The 18,437-nt window shown below is 65.5% G+C and carries 21 protein-coding genes; 5 read left to right on the top strand and 16 right to left on the bottom strand.

The genetic code is table 11. From position 1 onward, the window contains the following. The first annotated feature begins 362 nt into the window (after positions 1 to 362). The 4 genes from PI990_RS18300 to PI990_RS18285 all read left to right on the top strand — a co-directional run bounded on the left by PI990_RS18300 (position 363) and on the right by PI990_RS18285 (position 3,441). Entirely contained in the window at positions 363 to 1,346 is a 984-nt protein-coding gene (locus PI990_RS18300; RefSeq protein ID WP_271658008.1) for a DUF1852 domain-containing protein, read from the top strand. Positions 1,347 to 1,372: 26 nt separating this feature from the next. Beyond that, entirely contained in the window at positions 1,373 to 2,401 is a 1,029-nt protein-coding gene (locus PI990_RS18295; RefSeq protein ID WP_271658007.1) for a methionine synthase, read from the top strand. Positions 2,402 to 2,503: 102 nt separating this feature from the next. Beyond that, on the top strand, positions 2,504 to 3,013 hold the full coding sequence (locus PI990_RS18290; RefSeq protein WP_271658006.1) for a flavin reductase family protein: 510 nt from the start codon (positions 2,504 to 2,506) through the stop codon (positions 3,011 to 3,013). Then, complete coding sequence (locus PI990_RS18285; protein WP_271658005.1) at positions 3,010 to 3,441, top strand: hypothetical protein; 432 nt, start codon at positions 3,010 to 3,012, stop codon at positions 3,439 to 3,441. Before PI990_RS18290 ends, PI990_RS18285 begins: the two co-directional genes overlap by 4 nt. A 719-nt stretch (positions 3,442 to 4,160) precedes the next feature. On the opposite strand, the gene PI990_RS18280 is transcribed toward PI990_RS18285, so the two are convergent. Continuing rightward, on the bottom strand, positions 4,161 to 4,721 hold the full coding sequence (locus PI990_RS18280; protein ID WP_184490084.1) for a type 1 glutamine amidotransferase domain-containing protein: 561 nt from the start codon (positions 4,719 to 4,721) through the stop codon (positions 4,161 to 4,163). A gap of 259 nt (positions 4,722 to 4,980) precedes the next feature. Continuing rightward, positions 4,981 to 5,742 (bottom strand): bestrophin-like domain, encoded by a 762-nt coding sequence (locus PI990_RS18275; protein WP_021220142.1) that lies wholly within the window; start codon positions 5,740 to 5,742, stop codon positions 4,981 to 4,983. Positions 5,743 to 6,089: 347 nt separating this feature from the next. Between PI990_RS18275 and PI990_RS18270 the strand changes: the two genes are divergently transcribed. Further along, complete coding sequence (locus PI990_RS18270; protein WP_271658004.1) at positions 6,090 to 6,584, top strand: hypothetical protein; 495 nt, start codon at positions 6,090 to 6,092, stop codon at positions 6,582 to 6,584. A gap of 81 nt (positions 6,585 to 6,665) precedes the next feature. Here PI990_RS18270 and PI990_RS18265 read toward each other — a convergent pair whose 3' ends face one another. The 14 genes from PI990_RS18265 to PI990_RS18200 form a co-directional block, all read right to left on the bottom strand. Next, entirely contained in the window at positions 6,666 to 6,911 is a 246-nt protein-coding gene (locus PI990_RS18265; protein WP_271658003.1) for a hypothetical protein, read from the bottom strand. 1,313 nt (positions 6,912 to 8,224) lie between these two features. After that, complete coding sequence (locus tag PI990_RS18260; RefSeq protein WP_184490080.1) at positions 8,225 to 8,779, bottom strand: putative natural product biosynthesis protein; 555 nt, start codon at positions 8,777 to 8,779, stop codon at positions 8,225 to 8,227. A gap of 159 nt (positions 8,780 to 8,938) precedes the next feature. Next, entirely contained in the window at positions 8,939 to 9,343 is a 405-nt protein-coding gene (locus PI990_RS18255; RefSeq protein ID WP_081711603.1) for a DUF2946 family protein, read from the bottom strand. 9 nt (positions 9,344 to 9,352) lie between these two features. Next, complete coding sequence (locus PI990_RS18250) at positions 9,353 to 9,712, bottom strand: hypothetical protein (protein ID WP_021220148.1); 360 nt, start codon at positions 9,710 to 9,712, stop codon at positions 9,353 to 9,355. A 125-nt stretch (positions 9,713 to 9,837) separates the two neighbouring features. Further along, positions 9,838 to 10,218 (bottom strand): DUF2946 family protein, encoded by a 381-nt coding sequence (locus PI990_RS18245; RefSeq protein ID WP_271658002.1) that lies wholly within the window; start codon positions 10,216 to 10,218, stop codon positions 9,838 to 9,840. A 97-nt stretch (positions 10,219 to 10,315) separates the two neighbouring features. Beyond that, complete coding sequence (locus tag PI990_RS18240) at positions 10,316 to 10,804, bottom strand: copper chaperone PCu(A)C (protein WP_271658001.1); 489 nt, start codon at positions 10,802 to 10,804, stop codon at positions 10,316 to 10,318. Between the two features lie 55 nt (positions 10,805 to 10,859). Further along, positions 10,860 to 12,899 carry a TonB-dependent receptor gene (locus PI990_RS18235; RefSeq protein WP_271658000.1) on the bottom strand — a complete coding sequence of 680 codons (2,040 nt, stop codon included), beginning with the start codon at positions 12,897 to 12,899 and terminating at the stop codon, positions 10,860 to 10,862. A 172-nt stretch (positions 12,900 to 13,071) separates the two neighbouring features. Beyond that, positions 13,072 to 13,455, bottom strand: coding sequence for a DUF2946 family protein (locus PI990_RS18230; RefSeq protein ID WP_271657999.1), 384 nt, complete (start codon positions 13,453 to 13,455; stop codon positions 13,072 to 13,074). A gap of 53 nt (positions 13,456 to 13,508) precedes the next feature. Further along, positions 13,509 to 14,789 carry a hypothetical protein gene (gene mbnM, locus PI990_RS18225; protein WP_271657998.1) on the bottom strand — a complete coding sequence of 427 codons (1,281 nt, stop codon included), beginning with the start codon at positions 14,787 to 14,789 and terminating at the stop codon, positions 13,509 to 13,511. Beyond that, complete coding sequence (mbnC, locus tag PI990_RS18220) at positions 14,768 to 15,337, bottom strand: methanobactin biosynthesis protein MbnC (protein ID WP_271657997.1); 570 nt, start codon at positions 15,335 to 15,337, stop codon at positions 14,768 to 14,770. The genes mbnM and mbnC overlap by 22 nt, the downstream gene beginning before the upstream one ends. After that, positions 15,330 to 16,142, bottom strand: a complete 813-nt coding sequence (gene mbnB, locus PI990_RS18215; RefSeq protein ID WP_271657996.1) for a methanobactin biosynthesis protein MbnB — start codon at positions 16,140 to 16,142, stop codon at positions 15,330 to 15,332. The genes mbnC and mbnB overlap by 8 nt, the downstream gene beginning before the upstream one ends. A gap of 66 nt (positions 16,143 to 16,208) precedes the next feature. Further along, positions 16,209 to 16,304, bottom strand: a complete 96-nt coding sequence (gene mbnA, locus PI990_RS18210; protein WP_236234024.1) for a methanobactin — start codon at positions 16,302 to 16,304, stop codon at positions 16,209 to 16,211. A gap of 51 nt (positions 16,305 to 16,355) precedes the next feature. Next, positions 16,356 to 17,555: a methanobactin export MATE transporter MbnM gene (locus PI990_RS18205; RefSeq protein ID WP_271657995.1), complete on the bottom strand. Its 1,200-nt coding sequence runs from the start codon at positions 17,553 to 17,555 to the stop codon at positions 16,356 to 16,358. Then, positions 17,552 to 18,427 carry an MbnP family copper-binding protein gene (locus PI990_RS18200; RefSeq protein ID WP_271657994.1) on the bottom strand — a complete coding sequence of 292 codons (876 nt, stop codon included), beginning with the start codon at positions 18,425 to 18,427 and terminating at the stop codon, positions 17,552 to 17,554. The genes PI990_RS18205 and PI990_RS18200 overlap by 4 nt, the downstream gene beginning before the upstream one ends. Positions 18,428 to 18,437: the final 10 nt, after the last annotated feature.

The following is an 18,437-nucleotide window of genomic DNA, read 5'->3' as shown; positions in this document are numbered from 1 at the left end:
ACGCTTTCCAGCGCGACGCGGTGGGCCACTGCGTCAGCTTCGTCAGTTGCAAGAACTCTCACTGACGTCGGCCTGGTTGCAGTCGGAGTTCCGTCCGCCTATCGCTCTTTCTCTACAGGGGCAGCGGGCATTCCAGAGCCTGATCATCCGGCCGTTAAAACCCGTGGATGACGTCATGAGCATGGCTAATGACCCGGTGAGATCATTTCATTTTCAATCAATTAATGGCGCTGCATAGAATGGTTTTACTTTCAGTGAATCTAAATATCGCTGAGCAGAAACAACCAGAAGAAGGCTGAAAAGTGCTGCGCAAGTACAGAGCAGACTCAGGTTTCTCTCACGTATTCAGGTGCCGGATTGCGATGAACAACGACTTCACCTTTGCCATTAAAAGCATTCGTTTCGACGAGCATTACTACCCCTCCGAGAACACGCGGATCACCACCAATTTCGCCAACCTGGCCAGGGGCGAGAGCCGCCAGGAGAACCTGCGCAACGCGTTGAAAATGATCGACAACCGTTTCAATGCCCTGGCGCATTGGGACAACCCCAAGGGCGATCGTTATGCCGTCGAGCTGGAAATCATTTCCGTTGAAATGAATATCGATGTGGCGGGCAGCGACAATGCGTTGCCGCTGATCGAGATATTGAAAACCAATATCGTTGACCGCAAGACCGGCGAGCGTACTGAAGGCATCGTGGGGAATAACTTCTCCTCCTATGTGCGCGACTATGACTTCAGCGTACTGCTGCTGGAGCACAACAAGAGCCAGGCCGGCTTCAGCACGCCAGACGATTTTGGCGATCTGCATGGGAAGCTGTTCAAGTGCTTCCTGAACTCGGATGCCTACAGCGAGCACTTCAAGAAGCTGCCCGTCATCTGCCTGAGCGTTTCCAGCAGCAAGACCTACCACCGGACAGAGAACCAGCACCCCGTACTGGGCTTTGAATACCTGCAGGATGAGTACTCCCTGACGGATGAGTACTTCCAGAAGATGGGCCTCAAGGTGCGCTACTTCATGCCGCCGAACAGCGTGGCGCCGTTGGCCTTCTACTTTGCTGGCGACCTGCTGGGTGATTACACCAACCTCGAACTCATCAGCACCATCAGCACGATGGACACCTTCCAGAAGATCTACCGGCCGGAGATCTACAACGCGAACTCTGCAGCGGGCAAATCCTATCAGCCGAGCCTTAAGCACGAGGACTACTCGCTGACCCGGATTGTCTACGACCGGGAAGAGCGCAGCCGGCTGGCTATCGAACAAGGGAAGTTCGTCGAAGAGCACTTCATCAAGCCGTACCACAGCATTCTTCAGCAGTGGTCCGCCGGCTGCGCTCTTTGACTCATCAATCTACAAGGTCATCCATCGTGAAAAAATTGCTCCCCACGTCGACTGCCGGCAGCTTGCCCAAACCCTCCTGGCTGGCACAGCCCGAGACGCTCTGGTCCCCCTGGAAGCTGCAGGACGAGGCGTTGATCGAAGGCAAGCAGGACGCGCTGCGCCTGTCGTTGCAGGAACAACAACACGCCGGTATCGACATCGTCAGTGACGGCGAGCAGTCGCGTCAGCACTTCGTCACCACCTTCATCGAGCACCTCGACGGCGTTGATTTCGAAAAGCGCGAGACGGTTCGAATCCGTGATCGCTACGACGCCAGCGTGCCGACGGTCGTGGGCGCTGTGAGCCGGCAGAAGCCGGTCTTCGTCGAAGATGCCAAATTCCTGCGTCAGCAGACCCAGCAACCCATCAAGTGGGCGCTGCCAGGCCCCATGACGATGATCGACACGCTGTACGACGCCCACTACAAAAGCCGCGAAAAACTGGCCTGGGAATTCGCCAAGATCCTCAACCAGGAAGCCAAGGAGCTGGAGGCCGCCGGCGTCGACATCATTCAGTTCGACGAGCCCGCCTTCAACGTGTTCTTCGATGAGGTGAATGACTGGGGCATCGCTGCCCTGGAACGCGCTGTCGAAGGGCTCAAGTGCGAAACCGCCGTGCACATCTGCTATGGCTACGGCATCAAGGCCAATACCGACTGGAAGAAAACCCTCGGGTCGGAGTGGCGGCAATACGAAGAGATCTTCCCCAAGCTGCAGGCGTCCAGCCTCGACATCATTTCGCTGGAATGCCAGAACTCCCGCGTCCCCATGGAGCTGCTGGAACTCGTGCGGGGCAAGAAGGTGATGGTGGGCGCCATCGACGTGGCATCCGACGTTATCGAAACCCCGGAGCAGGTCGCCGACACCCTGCGCAAAGCCCTGCAGTTCGTCGATGCCGACAAGCTTTGCCCGTGCACCAACTGCGGCATGGCGCCCCTGTCCCGTCGGGTTGCACGGGGCAAGCTCAATGCCCTGAGTGCCGGCGCAGATATCGTCCGCAGGGAACTCCTGGCCTAGTGCCGGATTGAATTCGGACGCGGTGCAGGGGAGGGCTGAAGCCCGTCGCCGCTCAAACCCTCCTTTGCACCTCCGAGCTGCACCCACTGTCCAGGACCTGCCATGTCACTCCCTCGTACGGCCATCGAGCCCTGCCGCTTTCGCGAAGTGCTCGGGCACTACGCATCCGGCATCACGGTGATCACCTCGCATCACGATGGCGAGCCGGTCGGCTTCACCTGCCAGTCGTTCTACAGCGTGTCGATGAGCCCGCCGCTGGTGTCGTTCAGCGTCATGTGCAGCTCGGCCAGCTACCCCAGAATCCGCCAGGCCGGTCGCTTCCTGGTCAACATCCTCTCGGGTGAACAGGCCACCCTGTCCAACCAGTTCGCGCGCAAGGGCACGGACAAATGGCAGGGTGTCGAATGGAAGGAATCGCCGCTGGGCAACCCCATCATCGCCGGCAGCCTGCATTGGCTGGATTGCGAAATCCACGCCGAACACGCCGCCGGCGACCACCTGATCGTGATCGGTGAAGTGAAGGCGTTGAGCCTGCCGGATGCCGCGGCCACGCAGCCCCTGCTGTACTTCAAAGGGCAGTACCGCAACCTGGCCAGCCATAGCGCGGTGTGAGCGGCACCGCGCTGTTCGAGTCGGTGCCGGGCACTGGTAAAACCGGCACCTTCGATCAAGGCACGACGGTGAACATGGGCGATGGACTGAAGCGCAGGTTCCCGAGGATGCAGTCGCCAAAGAACTGGTTGGGCGAGAAGGAAAGTGTGTTTGAAGCGTTCGACCACGACCCGTTAAGCGTCGCAGAGGAAATGGTGCAGGACTTCCCTTGGACCAACAGCTTGACCCCCGAGAGGGTCGCCGCCGTGGTGCTCGTCGCTGTCCAGGTCCAGGGCAGCCAGGAGGCAGTGATGGCCGGGCAAAAGCCTGTGCCGGTAATGCTCACCGTGGTGATGCTTGCCGTGTTGCTGGTGCCCGTCGTGCCGGAGAGGCTGATGTTGCAGGTTGTGGTCGGGATGGTTCCGGACTGCAATGTAAACATGCCGTAGGCCGTGAATGCCGTGCTTGGCGGCAACAATGTCGCTGCATGGGCGATGCTGCAAAGGGCTGTCAAAACCAAGGCGCATAGCGGTTTGAAATAGGCGTTCATGTCGTGTCCCTGTTCGCTCTGATCTTGCAGAGGTCCGCGTTCTTCCCTGCAAACTGCCGTTTGGGTAACTGCTCCTTCTCTCCAGCGTTGCTGGACAGTCCGTTGAGGCTAGGTGAGGCCTGCCGGCTGTAAGCCAAGCCAAAGGCTGGGGTGCGGCGCGCTCGCCTTCAGCGGCGGGCACCTGGGTAACAGGCGGATTCAGGGGCGGCGGGCGAGTGTGTGCTGGAGACTCAACCGGGCCGGCGCGCGCATTCACGGACCACGCGATGTGCTCGCCAGTGGCACCGCTCGGTGGATGAAAAGAGCGCCATCCACCCTACGCATGGGTTGTCCATCGTGAGTGGGATCGGCACCGTAGGATGCATCGGGCGGCGCTCCGCGAGCGCAGCGAAACCCATCACCGAAACGCCGGATTGCACCTGACCTACAGGCCAATCACCGTCTCCGCCATGTGCTCCCGGCGGCACCCCGGTTGGGGTGGCCGTCGCAGGTTGGCGCCGAGCGTAGCGAGGCCCAACGGTTCGTCGGCGCGGCTGATCGCGGATGAATCCGCTCCCACAAAGAGGTGGCCCTGGCTCGCCGCCGTGACGTGCTCGGCGGCGCTCTTTGTAGTGTCGATCAGGCCGCCTGCAGGGCCTTGCCGATGGCCGCGTTGAAGGCGGGCAGGTCGTTGGGGTTGCGCGAGGTGATCAGGGTCCAGCCTTTGCCTGGGCAGACCTTTACTTCTGCATCTACCCAGCTCGCACCGGCATTGACCAGGTCGATACGCACGCTGGAGTAGGAGGTCAGTGATTTGCTGTCGACCACGCCAGCGTCGATGAGCAGCCAGGGCCCATGGCAGATCGCCGCGACCGGCTTGCCCGCCGAGGCGAACTCCTGCACCAGACGTTGGGCGTCCGCATCCTGGCGCAGCGTATCGGCATTCACCGTACCGCCCGGGATCACCAGCAGGTCGAAATCGCTCGCGCCCAGGCCCTTGAGGGTCGTGTCCGAATGCACCGTCACGTCTTTTTCACTGTCCTGGACCCAGGTCTGGGCTTCGCCACCCTTGACCGTCGCATGCATCACCTCGGCTCCCTGGGTCTTCAGGGCCTCCATGGGCTTGAGCAGCTCATCGCGCTCGATCCCGGTGTTGGCGGTGATGAATAGAACCTTCTTGCCTTGCAGATTCATGCTCATGATGGACCTCTTCGCAGAAGCGCCTCGCTAGGCGCGGGGACACGTGTTGGAGAACACGAGAGTCTTCTGAATGGGCAGAGGCCATGCCGATAAGTTCGAATGATTCGCCCAGCGGGTACCCGATTCGGGCGTGCAGTGTTCCGTCGTGACCACTACGCCTCCGGTATTCGCTTTTCAGGCGGGAGCGGCATCGCACGTTGGATGAAAGAGCGCCATTGCCCGCCGAGATGAACGCCCGCACCAGCGCGATGCGCTGAAGTCACCCCTGCATCTGCATCTCTGCCAATGCCCTGCGCAAGGGGGCGTCCGATATCTGGATGGGGCCGTGGAAGGGGATATCCATGTCCAGCACCAGATACACGGAGGTGGCGATCAGCAAGGAGGACACGGTGAACATGCCGATCACCATTGGGTTGCGTGGCGCTCGATAGCCGAAGCTTGCGTAGATAAGCGTCAACCACGCGACGAGCATGCCTATCAGCGGCATCGGAATCGTGCCTTCGGATTGCTCCACGATTCTCCAGCGCTGCTCGATGAGCGAGTGATATTGGCGACGAAGATCGGTGAGCTGGGTTTCCTGATACCGGCTCCCGGGTGTGATGGCCGCAAGAGCCACGCCGATGTTGTCGAGAAACTGCGTGGCGGGGCTGTTCCGATGCTGGAGCGCCTCATCCCCACGATAGGGATTGGCAATGGCGCGCTCCACATACGCAGCCAGGCGCAGGCGGGTTTCCTGTGCCGCTTCTCCGTAATTCTTCAAGGTGCGATCAAAGATGATCAGGCTGGTGGCGTAGGCGTGCATGTTGGTGTCGATGGCTTCGAAGGTGTTCTTTGCTGAATTGATCATGAGGCCGAACACCAGTGAGGTCATGACCACGAAGATATTGGCCACCAGGCGGACCACCGTGTTGGTTTCTTCGTCCTTGTGACGGGCCGAAAGCTTGGGATACCAATGCATCATCAGCAGGGAGGCCAGTATCAGGCATACGAAGACGCCCGCTGCGATCAGGACTGATTCCATAAGTACCGCCTTCGGTGTGTCGTTGACAGGTCGTGGCCCGGGAAAGCCGATTCACCCGCGTCATCGTCTCTCCAGCATCTGCTGCTATCGGACGGTAGTTGGAAGACAGACTTTTCGCCCGCCCGCAATGGGGCCGACCGGTGGGGTGAAAGCCGTTGCGCCATCGCACCGATGTGCTTGGATTGTCCTATCCAGCCAGGGATGGGCCCGCTGCAGAGGCTCGCCTGGCGTGTAGCCCGGATTGGGTAGTGCCGCGCACGTCCCGGCCCCGGGCAACTGATGAACATCCACACGCGGAGAGGGAGAGTCCAATGCCGAGCGTAAAGGTAGGGTTGAACGAATGGGTCGTGCTCGACACAACCGGCTACAACGACCTATCACTCTGGACGGACGGGCTGTCCGGTTGCGTCGGGGTGGGGGTGATAGTCCCACCGAAGATCTTCGTGACCCATATCAGCAGTACGTTCAGTGCACAGAGCTGGACGCAGAGCGTCGAAGCCCCCTTCCTCCAAGCGTTGAGCAACCTCGGCAGCATCAAGACGGCCAAGGAAATCTCGGTCGTGATCGGCGATGACGATGAAACGCCGCTCTCCAAGGCTGTTCTCGCTACCTTGTTACAGCTCTGCGAGACCAACGATCTCGATTTCGAGCCCTCGCTGACCGACTCGCGAACGGGGCTGCGCATCTACCAACACTCGGTCTCCGGCTCCATCAGCCTGATGATCCAGTCGCTGGCGAAGATGGGGCACCTAAGCACATGGGGCACCAGCCAGAACTCCACCAATGGAACCGGTGTGGTTGCTCAGGGCTTCTTCAGCGGTGGCAGGGTCGCGGATATCTAGCGGCTGGGTAATAGGGAGAGGCCAGGTTTTTTGAGCCCTGGCCTTTTACAGGCGTACCCGGGCCGCAAAGTCCCAACACCCTCAACGCAACGGCAACTGCGCCAGCTTCGCCACGTGCTGGAAGTCTTCCTGGTTGCTGCGGGAAAGGTGAATCACCGCCTCCATCAGCGCGGCCTCCCGCACGTCATCCAGGTAGGGCCCGGGAATGCCTTCGCGCATGGCGGCGTTGTCCAGGATGATTTCGGCGAGCACCCGTACGGTGTTCAGGCGCGATTCCAGGCGGTCGGCCAGTTGATGCAGGCGGCGGTGTTCGAGGTCGCTGTTCATGCCGATCTCTCCTTTTTGATGCGCAGGAGCGGCAGGTGCGGGTGGGGGAGTTTGATGGAGTTCATGGTCGTAGCCTCTTGGAGCCAAGAACCGCTCCCTGACGCCAATCAGGGTGGGCGGACCGTGCAGGTTGGCGTAACCGTCAAGAGAACCGGCGCATCCGAAGATGCCCTGCACGGTCCTCCCATGAAAAACACGGGTGCGACCATGCCAGGAGCTGAACCGAGGCCCATGCTCCTTCTCTTGATCGGGACGCCAATCCCGGCTGCCCAGGTTGGGCAGCGGGGCAACGTTATGGATTCGGGGGCGGGGTGTCAATCGGAGGGCCGGAGGCCAGCGGTGAGGCTGATCGCGGATGAATCCGCTCCCAAAAGAAATGCAGCCCGGATCGGCGTAGGGCGGGTGTAACTCGCGAGTGCCTGGTACCGGCGTTGTCGGGTTGCACCCGACCTAAAGGCCTGCCAAGGCCCATGCAATGCGTTCGTCGGTGGCATCGTTTGGTGGATGAAAACAGCGCCATCCACCCTACGCATGGGTGGGCATCGTGGGTGGGGGTGGCGCCGTAGGTTGGCGCCAAGCGCAGCGAGGCCCAACGGTTTGTTGGCGAGGCTGATCGCGGATGAGTCCGCTCCCGCAAAAGAGGCAGCCCGGATCGGCGTAGGGCGGGTGAAACCCGCGAGTGCCTGGTACCGGCGTTGTTGGGTTGCACCCGACCGACAGGCCTGCCACGGCCCATGCAATGCGTTCGTCGGTAGCACCCTTTGGTGGATGAAAAGAGCGTCATCCACCTCGATCAGCTCCGCACAGGGTCAAAGCGCACAATGCCGGCCGGGCGCACACCCTGCCGGCAGGTGGCAGCGTTGCGCACCTTTATCTTTTGCGTGATGTGAAAAGGCCGGGGCTTTTTGAGCCCCGGCCTTTGACCAGACGTACCTGCCAAGGAAACCGTCGTGTCACGGAAACGTTAGCACCCGGGCCTTTGACGGGCGAGATGCGACAACTTGCCACGCTCGTTGCGCAGGCGGGCGTCGAGCCCAGAGGCCGTCAGCTAGCTGCCATTGGGTGCGGCAGCCTGTCGCACCCTGCGCACAATAAAAAGCCCTCCGTGAAGAGGGCTGGTTTTGCAGAGCGTCCCCGCTCCTTGTCGCTGCTTCGGGCTAACCGTGGAAGCCTCTTTCCTGCATCCGCCCTCGGCAGTCGAACTCTAGGGGGCGGGCCTGGTTGCCGCCACTGCGACAGCCTGACACAGCCCCACCCGCCGTCGCGCGCCGCGACGCCTCGGGCGGCGGCTGCGGCGGGCTGTCGCAGCCGGCTCAGCCGGGAATCGGCAACCAGCGCCGGAACCCGTTCGCTCCCCGCCCGGCCAGCGGGCTCCAGGCAAAGTCCCAGTGGGGTGCGGGCAGCTCCTCCTCGGCCTCGACCATCGCAAGCGCCCGGGGCGCGACCTTCCAGTCGGTCACCGTCACCGCGGTTTCACGCCAGATGAGGATGAGCCCCCGGGCCTGGCTGTCGTCGGTGTTCACCCAGCGTGCCGCGGCGGCTGCCATGAACGCCTCCACATGCTCCTCGTGCACCTGTTGCCGGTACTCGGACTCCAGCAGCCAGCGGCAGACGCTCAGGTAGTAGGTCCAGTCCAGCGGGGGATGGCGGCGGTAGGCCCAGGTCATGAAGCTGCGGAACAGATTGAGGCCCTCCGGTGCGTCCAGCTTGAGCAGAGCCGGGCACACATCGAACAGGGTGTGCCAGTAGGGCAGCAGGCGTGCGTCCAGGTGCACGAAGCTGCGTGCGTTGCAGGGGTAGTCGGGAAAGGGCAGCAGAAAGTCGCCACGGTTTCCGCTTGGGCGGGTGGCAAGGGTCGGTGAGCGCATCTGTCCTCCTGCCCCTCGTTGGGGGCTGGGGAGGGATGGCGTCGGAAGGTCGTTTCTTCGGGTGGCAAGCCTGTTGTGGAGCATGTCGTGTCGTCCTTGCAGAGGCGTGGTCTACCTCGGGGCGGATGGGCGTTGAAGCCCGTGCCCGAGGGGTTGCTATCAGGGGCAGCCAGGCAGGACGGGAGAGGCACGGGGGTTGATCGAGGGCCAGCGCTCGCGGGGCGAGACCGCGAAGGGATGGGCGGCGGGCGTCGGGCGCAGTGCCGCGAGCCGCCCCGGTGCAGCCAGAGGCGACGGCGGCAGGGGGGCCGCGCCGACGGATTGTGAGCAGCAGCAGTGGGACGTGCCACCTGCGTCGGGCGAGCCGGAACTGTCCTTGTCGAGTACCAGGGCGCTCTGCTGCAAACCACCCGACGAGCAGAAGCTCCCGGCCAGCAGTTGCTCCAGGCTGAGCGATCCGAAGGCCGTGGCCATCGGCAACGCCATGACCTTGAGCACGATCGCCAGGAATGCCGCCACCCAGGCATTGTGATGCGCCTCACGGCGCATGCCGCAGCAGATCATCGCGCGTCCCTAGGCCGCCCGGACGGCTCTGCAAGGCAGGTCGTCCTGGCGCACCTCCAGCAGGTGCAGTGCGTCCGGGAGTACGGCCGTGACCCGGTAGTAGCGACGCATCTTGATGCGCCCCTGCCGCTGGTAGGCGATGGCGAACTCGACGTAAGCCCCTTCCAGCAGATTCGCCACGAACAGCGTGCGGCCCTCGCGGCTGGAGGCGAGGTACTCGCGCAGCACGCCTCCCGGTTTCTCATGGTCTCGCCAGACGATCGCTCCCCAGCGTCTGATCCCGGCAATGCGCTGCGCCGTGGATGCGCGGGCGGGATTGCCGATGGTGCCCTCGGCGATCGGCAGAACCAGTACCTTGGTGTCGTTCATGACCTGTCTCCTTCACGGTACCCGGCACCGTGCCTTCTCGGCGAAGGCGCGCGGGCCGGGTGTCAGTCGAACGGCAGCGGCCGCCGTGTAGCGGCAAGCGACTGCCGGTGCAGGGAAAGGGAAGGTCAGGCGGGGGAGGCGCGGGGGTTGGCCGAGGGCCAGGTGAGGCGAGGGTGGGTATGGCCCTCGACGACGCCGGGGTGCGGTGGATGGCCGCCAGGCCTGCCAGGCAGCAACAGGCCGCCCAGCAGGAGGGTGGTGAGGGTGAAGGCACTGCACAGCGGGCAGCCCATGGCCGGCATCGACGAAGCGCCGCCGGTGCCGGCCGGAGTCTTGCTCGGTGACGCACCCAGGTCGCCGTTGGCTGTGCAGTAGAGCCCGCCGATACCGCTCAGCGCCAGGCCGCTCTGCTGGCCATGCCCCAGGCTGCAGGCGAACGCGCTGTACAGGACGCAGGCGTAGAGCATCCAGGCGATCATCGAGCGGTGACGGCGTACGGCACTCATGGTCCAGGCTCGCAGGGTCGGTGGGTGGCGGCGAGAGCAGCGCTCGCATCAAGCATAGTCACGCCTGAGGCGTGCGCTCGCTGTCGCGTGCCCGTCGCTAGTGGCTGTGCTCGGCTCCGTGCTCATGCTCGCCATGGGCCTGGGGTGCGTCCTTCTGGACGGCGATCTCGACCTTGAGGTCGCCCGCTTTCTCGAAGTGCAGCGTCATGGGGAAGCGCTCGCCTTCCGCCAGCGGCTGTTTCAGGTCGAACAGCATCACGTGGTAGCCCATGGGCTCGAACCTCGCCTCGCCGTGGGCGGGCACCTCCACGGCCTGGACGTGCTGCATCTTCATCAGCCCGTCCTGGTGTACGTGCTCGTGCAGTTCGACGCGACCGGCGGCAGCCGTCTCGGCACCCAGGAGGCGGTCAGCAGCGGTTCCCTTGTTGTGGATGATGAAGTAGGCCGCCGCCGTCGGTGCGACCGGAGGCGTTGCGCGCGCCCACGGATGGTCGACATGCAGGTCGCCCACGTCGTATTCGTGAGCGCCGGCCATCAGCGGCGATGCCATCAGAGCGCTGAGTAGAACGGCCTTGAACAGTGTCATCGGGGTGTCTCCCTTGCGTTTGGAATGAATGGCCGCCCGCCTGGGCGGCCCGGTGTCAGAAGTCCAGTGTCAGCCCTGCATACAGGGCACGGCCATCGCCTGGGGCGTGCAGGGACTGCTGGACGCCGGCGGTCGAGTCGTACCAGACGTACTCGTAGTAGCGATTGGTGACGTTCTTCACCTGCATGTCGAGGCTGAGGTTTTCGCTGACCTGGTAGGTCGCACCGAGGTTGAGCAGCACGAAGCCACCGAACGAGCCCGTGCTGTTGGTGCGCTCCAGGTAATAGTCGCTCTGGCCGTTGACCCAGGCGCTCAGTTGCAGCTTCTCGCTGGCCTGGTACTCGGTGCCCAGGGCGTAGAGGTGATGCGGTACGTGGTCCATCTCCTTGCCCTTGCTGTCCGGCAGGTTGGGGTTGGGCTGGAGGATTTCGGAGAACTGCCGCGAGTACGACAGCCAGACGCGGGTGCGCTCGTCCGGGTTCAGGTTCAGCTGCAGGTCATAGCCCCGGCGCAGGGTCTCGCCGACGTTCTCCGAGTCGCCGATGGCGTCGTTGAGCTTGCGCTGCACCTCGTCGGTGGCGTGCTGCTCCCAGTAGGCGATACGGCCGTCGAGCCACTGCACCGGGCTGAATTTCAGGCCGGTCTCCCAGCCTTCGTTGATCGAAGGCTTGAGGTCGTCGCTCTGGTTGGCCAGGCGATAGGCGCCGGAGCCGACGCCCACCTGGAAGGTGCGCCCCCAGTTGGCGTAGAGGCTCGCCTCGCGCCAGGGGCTGTAGACGATGCTGAACTTGGGTTGGCGGATGCTGCCGTAGTCGTTCACCTCGGCGCGTTCGCCGGTCAGGCCGTTCTTGTAGTCGCCATACAGGCGGTCGACCCGGTAGGCGGGTACCAGCCGCAGCGATTCCACCGGCTCGATCACCGTCTGCACGTAGGCGCCGTAGATGTTCAGGTCGAAGCGCTGATCGCGGGTCTGGGCCAGGCGTGTGCGCTGGCGGGTGCGGTAGCGCAGGCTCTCGTTTTCCTGCCGTTGGACTTCCGCTCCACCCTCCAGGGCGAAGTCATGCAGGCCGCTGACCACCGGGCGCCAGGTCAGGCTGCTGAGTGCGCCGTACTGGGTCTCGTCGGCGACCCGCTCCTGCTGGCTGACAGTGCGCCAGTACTGGGTCCAGCGCTCGTCCTTGAAGGTGTTCACGTAGCTCTTGGCGGACCACGCGAGGTCGTCGGCCAGGTCGGCGTCCAGGTGCAGGCTGAGCTGGTTCATTTCCCGGTTGCCCTGGTCGGTCGCGTTGTTGGCGTAGGACTGACGCGGGTCGTCATGGGCGTCGGCGCGGCCGAGGTAGCCGGCTTCCAGGGCATCGGCGCTGTAATGGCGGGCGATCAGGCCGGCGCGCCAGCCCGCGTCGGCGGTGTAGAACCATTTGCCGGCAAAGCTCTGGCGCTCGCTGTCGGCGTGGTCGCGGTAGCCACCGCTCTTCTGGTAGGCGACGAAGTAGTTCTGCGACCAGTGGCCGTCTTCGATGCCCGTGCTGGCCTGCAGCTCCTGGGTATCGAAGCTGCCGCTGCGCAGGCGCACCTGGCTGTCGTTGCCGCCCTGGCGGGTGCGGATGCTGGCATTGCCGGCGATGTTGTGCAGGCCGTAGCGCGGATCATTGGTGCCGCGCACCACTTCGATGTCCTCGATGTCGGCGGGAAACAGCATGTCGATGAAGGGCATGTTGCCGTCGTTGGTGTTGCTGGGGATGCCATCGATCAGCAGCTTCACCGCGTTGACTTCACCCTCGCCGTTGAAGCCGCGGAACGACAGCTTGCCGGAGGTGGTGCCCTGGTTGAACTGGGTGAGCATCACGCCGGGCGCGCGGTTGAACAGTTCCCAGCTGTACTGGACGGGCTGCTGCCGCAGCAGGTCGCTGCCGAGGATGTCCACGGAGCTGAGAATGTCACGGCTGGAGAGGGGGCCGCTCTGCTGGCCCGATACTTCGACCGTGCCCAGGGTGAGCGTGCTGTCGGCATGGGCGGCTGGGCACAGCAGTGCCGCGGGCAGGGCGGAGCAGGTGAACAGGCTGGCCATGAGGCCAGCACGGGAATTGAACGGCATAGGGTCGATCAGCCTTGCGAAGGCGCCGGTAGCGCCTGACCAGGCACGGGTGCGGGGCCCCTTTTCGAAGGGGGGCGAGCGCCCGTGCATTGACGATGGAGACGACGATTCAGCCGGGGCCGTGGTGTTGTGGGTGCCATGGCCGAGCCGCCCGTCCCCGTTGGGGCAGGTTTCAGGCGAGGGGCGGTGAGGCTCGGGGGTTGGCCAGCACCCAGGCCCGAGGCGGGCGATGCAGGTGGGGGCGGCTGGACAATGACCAGGCGCGAGAGGGAGCGAGCAGGGCCAGCAGGCCGAAGAAGGCCGCCAGGAGCAGGGCACCGAAGCTGGAGCTCAACGCACAGCCGGAGCCCGAGGCGAGGTTGCCGAACGGCAGGCCGTCATCCCCCATCGCCGTGCCGCCCTGGGGGCCATCGAGGGCGCAGAACTGCCCGTCGAGGCCGCTGAGGGACAGGCCGGCCATCTGCCCGTGACCGATGGCACAGGCGAGCGCGCCGAGCAGGATGCTGCAGTAGAGCATCCAGGCGATCAGCGAGCGATGTCGGCGGGCCAATCTCATCGGTGGGCTGTTCTCGGCTGTTCCAGGCGTGGTGTAGGACAACGCGCCGGATGCTAGCAGAATTCCGGCTGTTTTGTGTGGGCTCTCTGCAGGCTCGCCAGTATGCAGAGTTCCGGCAGCACGAGGTGCGCATAGGCCAGAAGCGGGCTGTTCATGGCGAGGCCGGCCAGCAGTGTCGGCAGCCCGATCAGCCACAGGAGCCCGGCGTCGAGCCGGCCGACGAGCGCGAACTGGCCGGCGGCCTGCCGCTGCGCTCGGCGGAGGTTGCCGAGCACGCGCACGGGCAGGGAGACGGCGAGGATCAGAACGTAGGTCGTCCACCAGGGGCCGGCCTGCCCGTAGAGCGCCCCCAGCCTGTGGACCGACAGTGCCAGCAGGGCCGCTACGGCAACGGCGACGGGCAGGGCGCGGTGGGTCACCTGGCGGATCGCCTCGGGATGGGCCTCGGCAGGCGAGGCGGCCAGGCGCATGCTCAGGAAGCGCAGCAAGGCACTGAGCGGCGCGAATACCAGCAGCGCCAGGGTCAGGGCGCTGGAGAAGGCGTCCAGGCGGCCAGGCGCTGGCGGCCAGAACCGCTCGGCGGCGAACAGCGCAACCGCCAGCAGGCCGAAGGCCTGAATGGCGAGCAGGCGCTGGCTTTCCCAGGCGCAGCCCCGCAGGGCCTGGGAACGCCAGTCGCGCCGCGGCCACCAGGGCTGGCCCGACGAGGCACGCGCCAGGTGCCGGGTAAGCCACAGAGCGGTGCCGAGGTTGAGCAGCAGCCCGGTGATGAAGCACCCGCCCAACCCCATTCCCAGGCCCTGGATCAGCGCCACGCCGAGCAGCAGCCTGGCCAGCAGCTCCACTGCCTTGCAACGCAGCGCCAGAGGCCCTTCTCCGCGTGCGTGCAACAGGAACGCGGCACAGCCGTTGAGCAGCCGCAGCGGTGCGGCGACAAAGAACCAGGGCAGTGCGGCCAGCGCCGTGACCACCTGCCCGGGGTCGCCGGACAACAGACGCGGTAGCAACAGGTAGCCGGCCAGACCGCCGAGCAGGCCCAGCGGCAGTCCGACGCCGGCGGCGAGGAGCAGCGCGGGCCGCAGGCCTTCTCCAGGCTGCCCGGAGCGCTCGCCGCGGGCTGCCAGTACCGACAGGCTGGCGCCCAGTGCCAGGGTGATGACCAGTTCGAGGATCGCCAGCCGGGTCACCAGCACGTAGAGCCCCGACACGCCCTGGCCGGCATGGGCCAGCAGCGCCAGGTCGAGCTGCGGCCCGAGCTGACCGGCGGCGAAGGCCAGCAGCAGGGCGCCGAAACCTCGCCAGAAGCCCGTTTTCATCGAGGCGTCTGGGTCCATCCGGGGAAGCCACCTGACAGGTCGGGCTGCTCGCAGGTGAAGTAACCATGGGCCGTGCCTGGCGGCGGCAGGGGCTCTTCCAGCTCCAGGCGCTCGACCTGGCGACCGGCCTCGAGGCTGGTGGCTTTCCAGCCGCATACCAGGTCGGGCAGGTCGGCCGCTCCCAGGACGATGCCCCGGTGGGACGAGCGATCACCCGTCGCCCAGCGGGCCGCCGAGGCCGCCATCAGGCTGTAGCGCAGCTCGTCTTCCACCTGCTGGTGAAAGGGCGACTGGCGCAGCCAGAGGTCGACCCACAGGTACCAGGCCCAGTTGAACGACAGCTCCTGCTCAACGGCCCAGGCCATGAAGGGGCGGAAGATCGCCAGGCCATCGGGGCCGGAAAGGGCGAGCAGGCCGGGGCAGATGTCGAACAGGCTGTGCCAGTAGACCCGCAGGCTGGTGTCGATGCGCACGAAGGCCCTGGAATCCCGGGGGTAGTCGCCCTGGCGCTGCGGGTGGAAGAGTGCGTGCAGGAGCTGGCTGTCGGTACGCGGGCTGTCAGGCATGCAGGCGGGCCTCCGCAAGGGGGAACAGGGTGCGCAGGCGCTTCAGGTCGGCGTCGATATCCCGGTCGACGAAGGCGTCGTCGCGCTCGTAGGTCAGGGTGGCCCCGGGGTGCTCGAAGCGCGTGCGATAGCGCTCGATGAAGGCCAGGGTGTCGTCCGACAGGGGCTGGTCGTGGGTGTCCAGCACCAGGTGCGGCTGGAGGATGGAGAGGTTGTAGCCGGCCACGTGGAAATGCCGAGACGCGTCGATCACCGGCAGCCAGGCGTCCAGGGGCAGGCCGCAGTTGCGGTGCGCGCAGACCGCATTGGAGATGTCGAACAGCACCCCCGCCCCGGTGTCCCGGCACAGGCGTTCGAAGAACCTTGGCGCATCGCGGCCGCCGTCCAGGATGGAGGGGTAGTTCTCCAGCAGCACCTGGCAGCCGAGCAACTGCTGCCAGTTGTCCACGCGCCGGCGCACCCGCTCGTAGTCCGCGGCATAGTCGATTTCGGCGAGGTGGTAGAGCTGTCGGCCCTGGTGGCTGAAGCGCGCCACATGGTCGGAGACGTAGAGCGGCTGCACGCGGTCGATCAGCTGGCGCAGGCGCCTGGCCATGTCGGCGAGAGCGGCCTCTTCGGCTTCGATGAAGCGGGAGAACATGATGTGGAAGCCCATGGGCGCGGGAAACGCGGTGGCGATGGCGTCGGGCTCCAGGGTCAGGAAGTTGTCGATCAGCAGTTCCACGTAGTCGATCCGCCCTTCGGCCAGCAGGCGACGGACCAGGGGGGTGGTTTCCCCCAGGGTGAAGTTGAATCCCAGGCGCATGGTTTCTCCTTGGCGCGGCTTCCCTGGATGGACCGCGTCGGTGCGGGGCACCGACGCGGGCTGGGCTCAGTTCACCCCGACCGGGGCGCAGCAGGCGCCACAGCAGGCACCGGCACGGCCGGCGACGGTGAGGGTTTTCTTGCTGGCGATCTTGATGTTCATGGTGGTTCTCCTTGATGGATCAGCAATGAAGGGTGTTCGACGGCCAGGCCGTCATGGCTCCGTGGTGAAGCGGTTGGCTTTTTGGGGTTGCGCGACCTCCTGGGTGTGGGTGGGTAGGAACTCCGTGCCCGCCGGCCAGGGGTTGGCGTGGCGGGGGTCGTTGGGCAGGCTCAGGTCGGTGAGGCTGCCGAGAAAGGCTTCGAGGTCGCCCAGCTCCGCTTCGCTGAGTTCGATGCGGGCAATCAGCCCGCTCTTGTGCCGGTTGAGGCGACCGTCTCCCTTGAGCGGCCCGTCGGTGATTGCCCGGCCGCCGGCCGAGTAGATGCGCAGCACCTCGCGCAGGGTGGCCGCACTGCCGTCGTGGAAGTAGGGTGCAGTGAGGGCCACGTTGCGCAGGCTGGGGGCGCGGAAGGCGCCCATGTCCTGTGCCTGGGCGGTCAGCTCGAAGACGCCCCGGTTGGGGAAGGGGTAGGCGCCCTGGCCATCCAGGTCGTAGAGCCCGGTGTTGTGGAAGGGCGTTTCCACCTCGCGGGTGCGGGCGTGGACCACCTGGTCGTTGAAGTTGAAGCTGCCGTGGCAGTGGTGGCATTCGGCGCGCTCGCCGAAGAACAGGTTCATGCCGCGCTGTTCAGCGGCGGTCAGTTGCAGGCGACCCTGCAGGAAGCGGTCGTAGCGGCTGTCGGCCGACACCAGGCTGCGCTCGAAGGCTGCGATGGCGCGTATCACCGACGCCATGCGGATGGGCTCGGGATCGTCCGGGAAGGCCCTGGCGAACAGCGCCGGGTACAGGGGCTCGTCGCGCAGGCGCTGGAGAATCCGCGGGCGATTGGCATCGTTCACGCCCATCTCCACCGGGTCGTCGCCGAACAGCGGGCCTTCCATCTGCCGCTCCAGGGACACCACCGCCGGGTTGGCCCAGTTGTAGGTGGCGTTCCAGGCGACGTTGGTCAGGCCGGGTGCATTGCGATGGGTCGCGGCGCCGCTGCTGCCACGGGAGCGCGGCGTGCCGTCGCTGAAGGCCCGGGCCTGGTCATGGCAGCCCGCGCAGGCGAGGGTGCCATTGCCGGACAGGCGCGGGTCGTAGAACAGCCGGCGGCCCAGCTCCACCTTGGCGGCGCTCATGGGGTTGTCGGCGGGGACCCGTGGGGCCGGCACGTGGCTGGGCAGCCGCCAGTCCCATTCTTGCGCCTGTACGCCGGCCGACAGCAGCGCCATCACGGCCGCCAGCAGGGCGCGATGGCTCGGCTTCATGGGCGCGGCACCACGCGGAATACCACTTGGCCGGCGGGCAGCGGCTGGCCGCTGGCCAGGTCGAGGCCGAGGCGGGTGAAGACGGCGGGGCATTCGGGGTCGTCCGGGCCGCTCATGCAGCCCATCGCGCCGCCCAGGTCGCGGCCGACCTGGCTGCCGGCCAGGAGGCTACCGAGGTCCAGGGCCACGGCGTCGCGCGCCGGGTCGAAGCGGGGCAGCGTCACCGGCACCCGGTTGCCCCGCAGGCAGGCGACCGTCTCGCCGGTGAGCGGGTTGCCGCTGCAGCCCGTGGAGCCCAGGTGCAGGTACCAGCTGGCGGCGCGTGAGCCGTCGGCCTTGGCCACGCCCCCTTCCGGGTTGACCTCGAGCTTGGCGAACTTGCGCCCCGCCTGCCAGCTCCAGCCCATGGCGGCGATATCCAGGGGCGGCCCCTGCAGTTCGGTGCTGGTGTGGTTGAGCGCCTCGGGCACGCCGAGGCTGAAGGCCAGCCCGACATAGTCGCCGGCTGCCACCTGGCCGCGTATCTGGTGGCGCGTGGCGGTCGTGCCGCCCTGGCAGGCGCCGCTGGCGTCCTCGAAGTCCAGCAGGGCCACCTGGCCGTCCTGCCAGTCGTCCCGCTCCAGCGCCACCGACTCGTGGCTGCCGTCCGCGCGGATCAGCGCCAGGTCCTGCACGTAGAAACGGGCATCGCGCAGGGTCGCCGGGCGGGCGTCCACCCCCAGTGGCCCCAGCGTGGCACCGCAACGGGCGGGTTGGCCGTTGGCCTGGAGGGCGAAGTCGATCACCACCGTGCGAGGGCCGGGCGGTGGAGGGCTGGCGCAGGCTCCGAGCAGGGCGGCGAAGGCGAGGAGGGTGAGGCGGGCGGCGGTCATGGCAGGGTCT

Source organism: Pseudomonas sp. TUM22785 (assembly GCF_028198105.1).
In the GTDB taxonomy this organism is placed as follows: Bacteria; Pseudomonadota; Gammaproteobacteria; order Pseudomonadales; family Pseudomonadaceae; genus Metapseudomonas; species Metapseudomonas solani.
The sequence above is the reverse complement of the archived record's forward strand: the minus strand, read 5'-3'. Positions and strand labels throughout refer to the sequence as shown.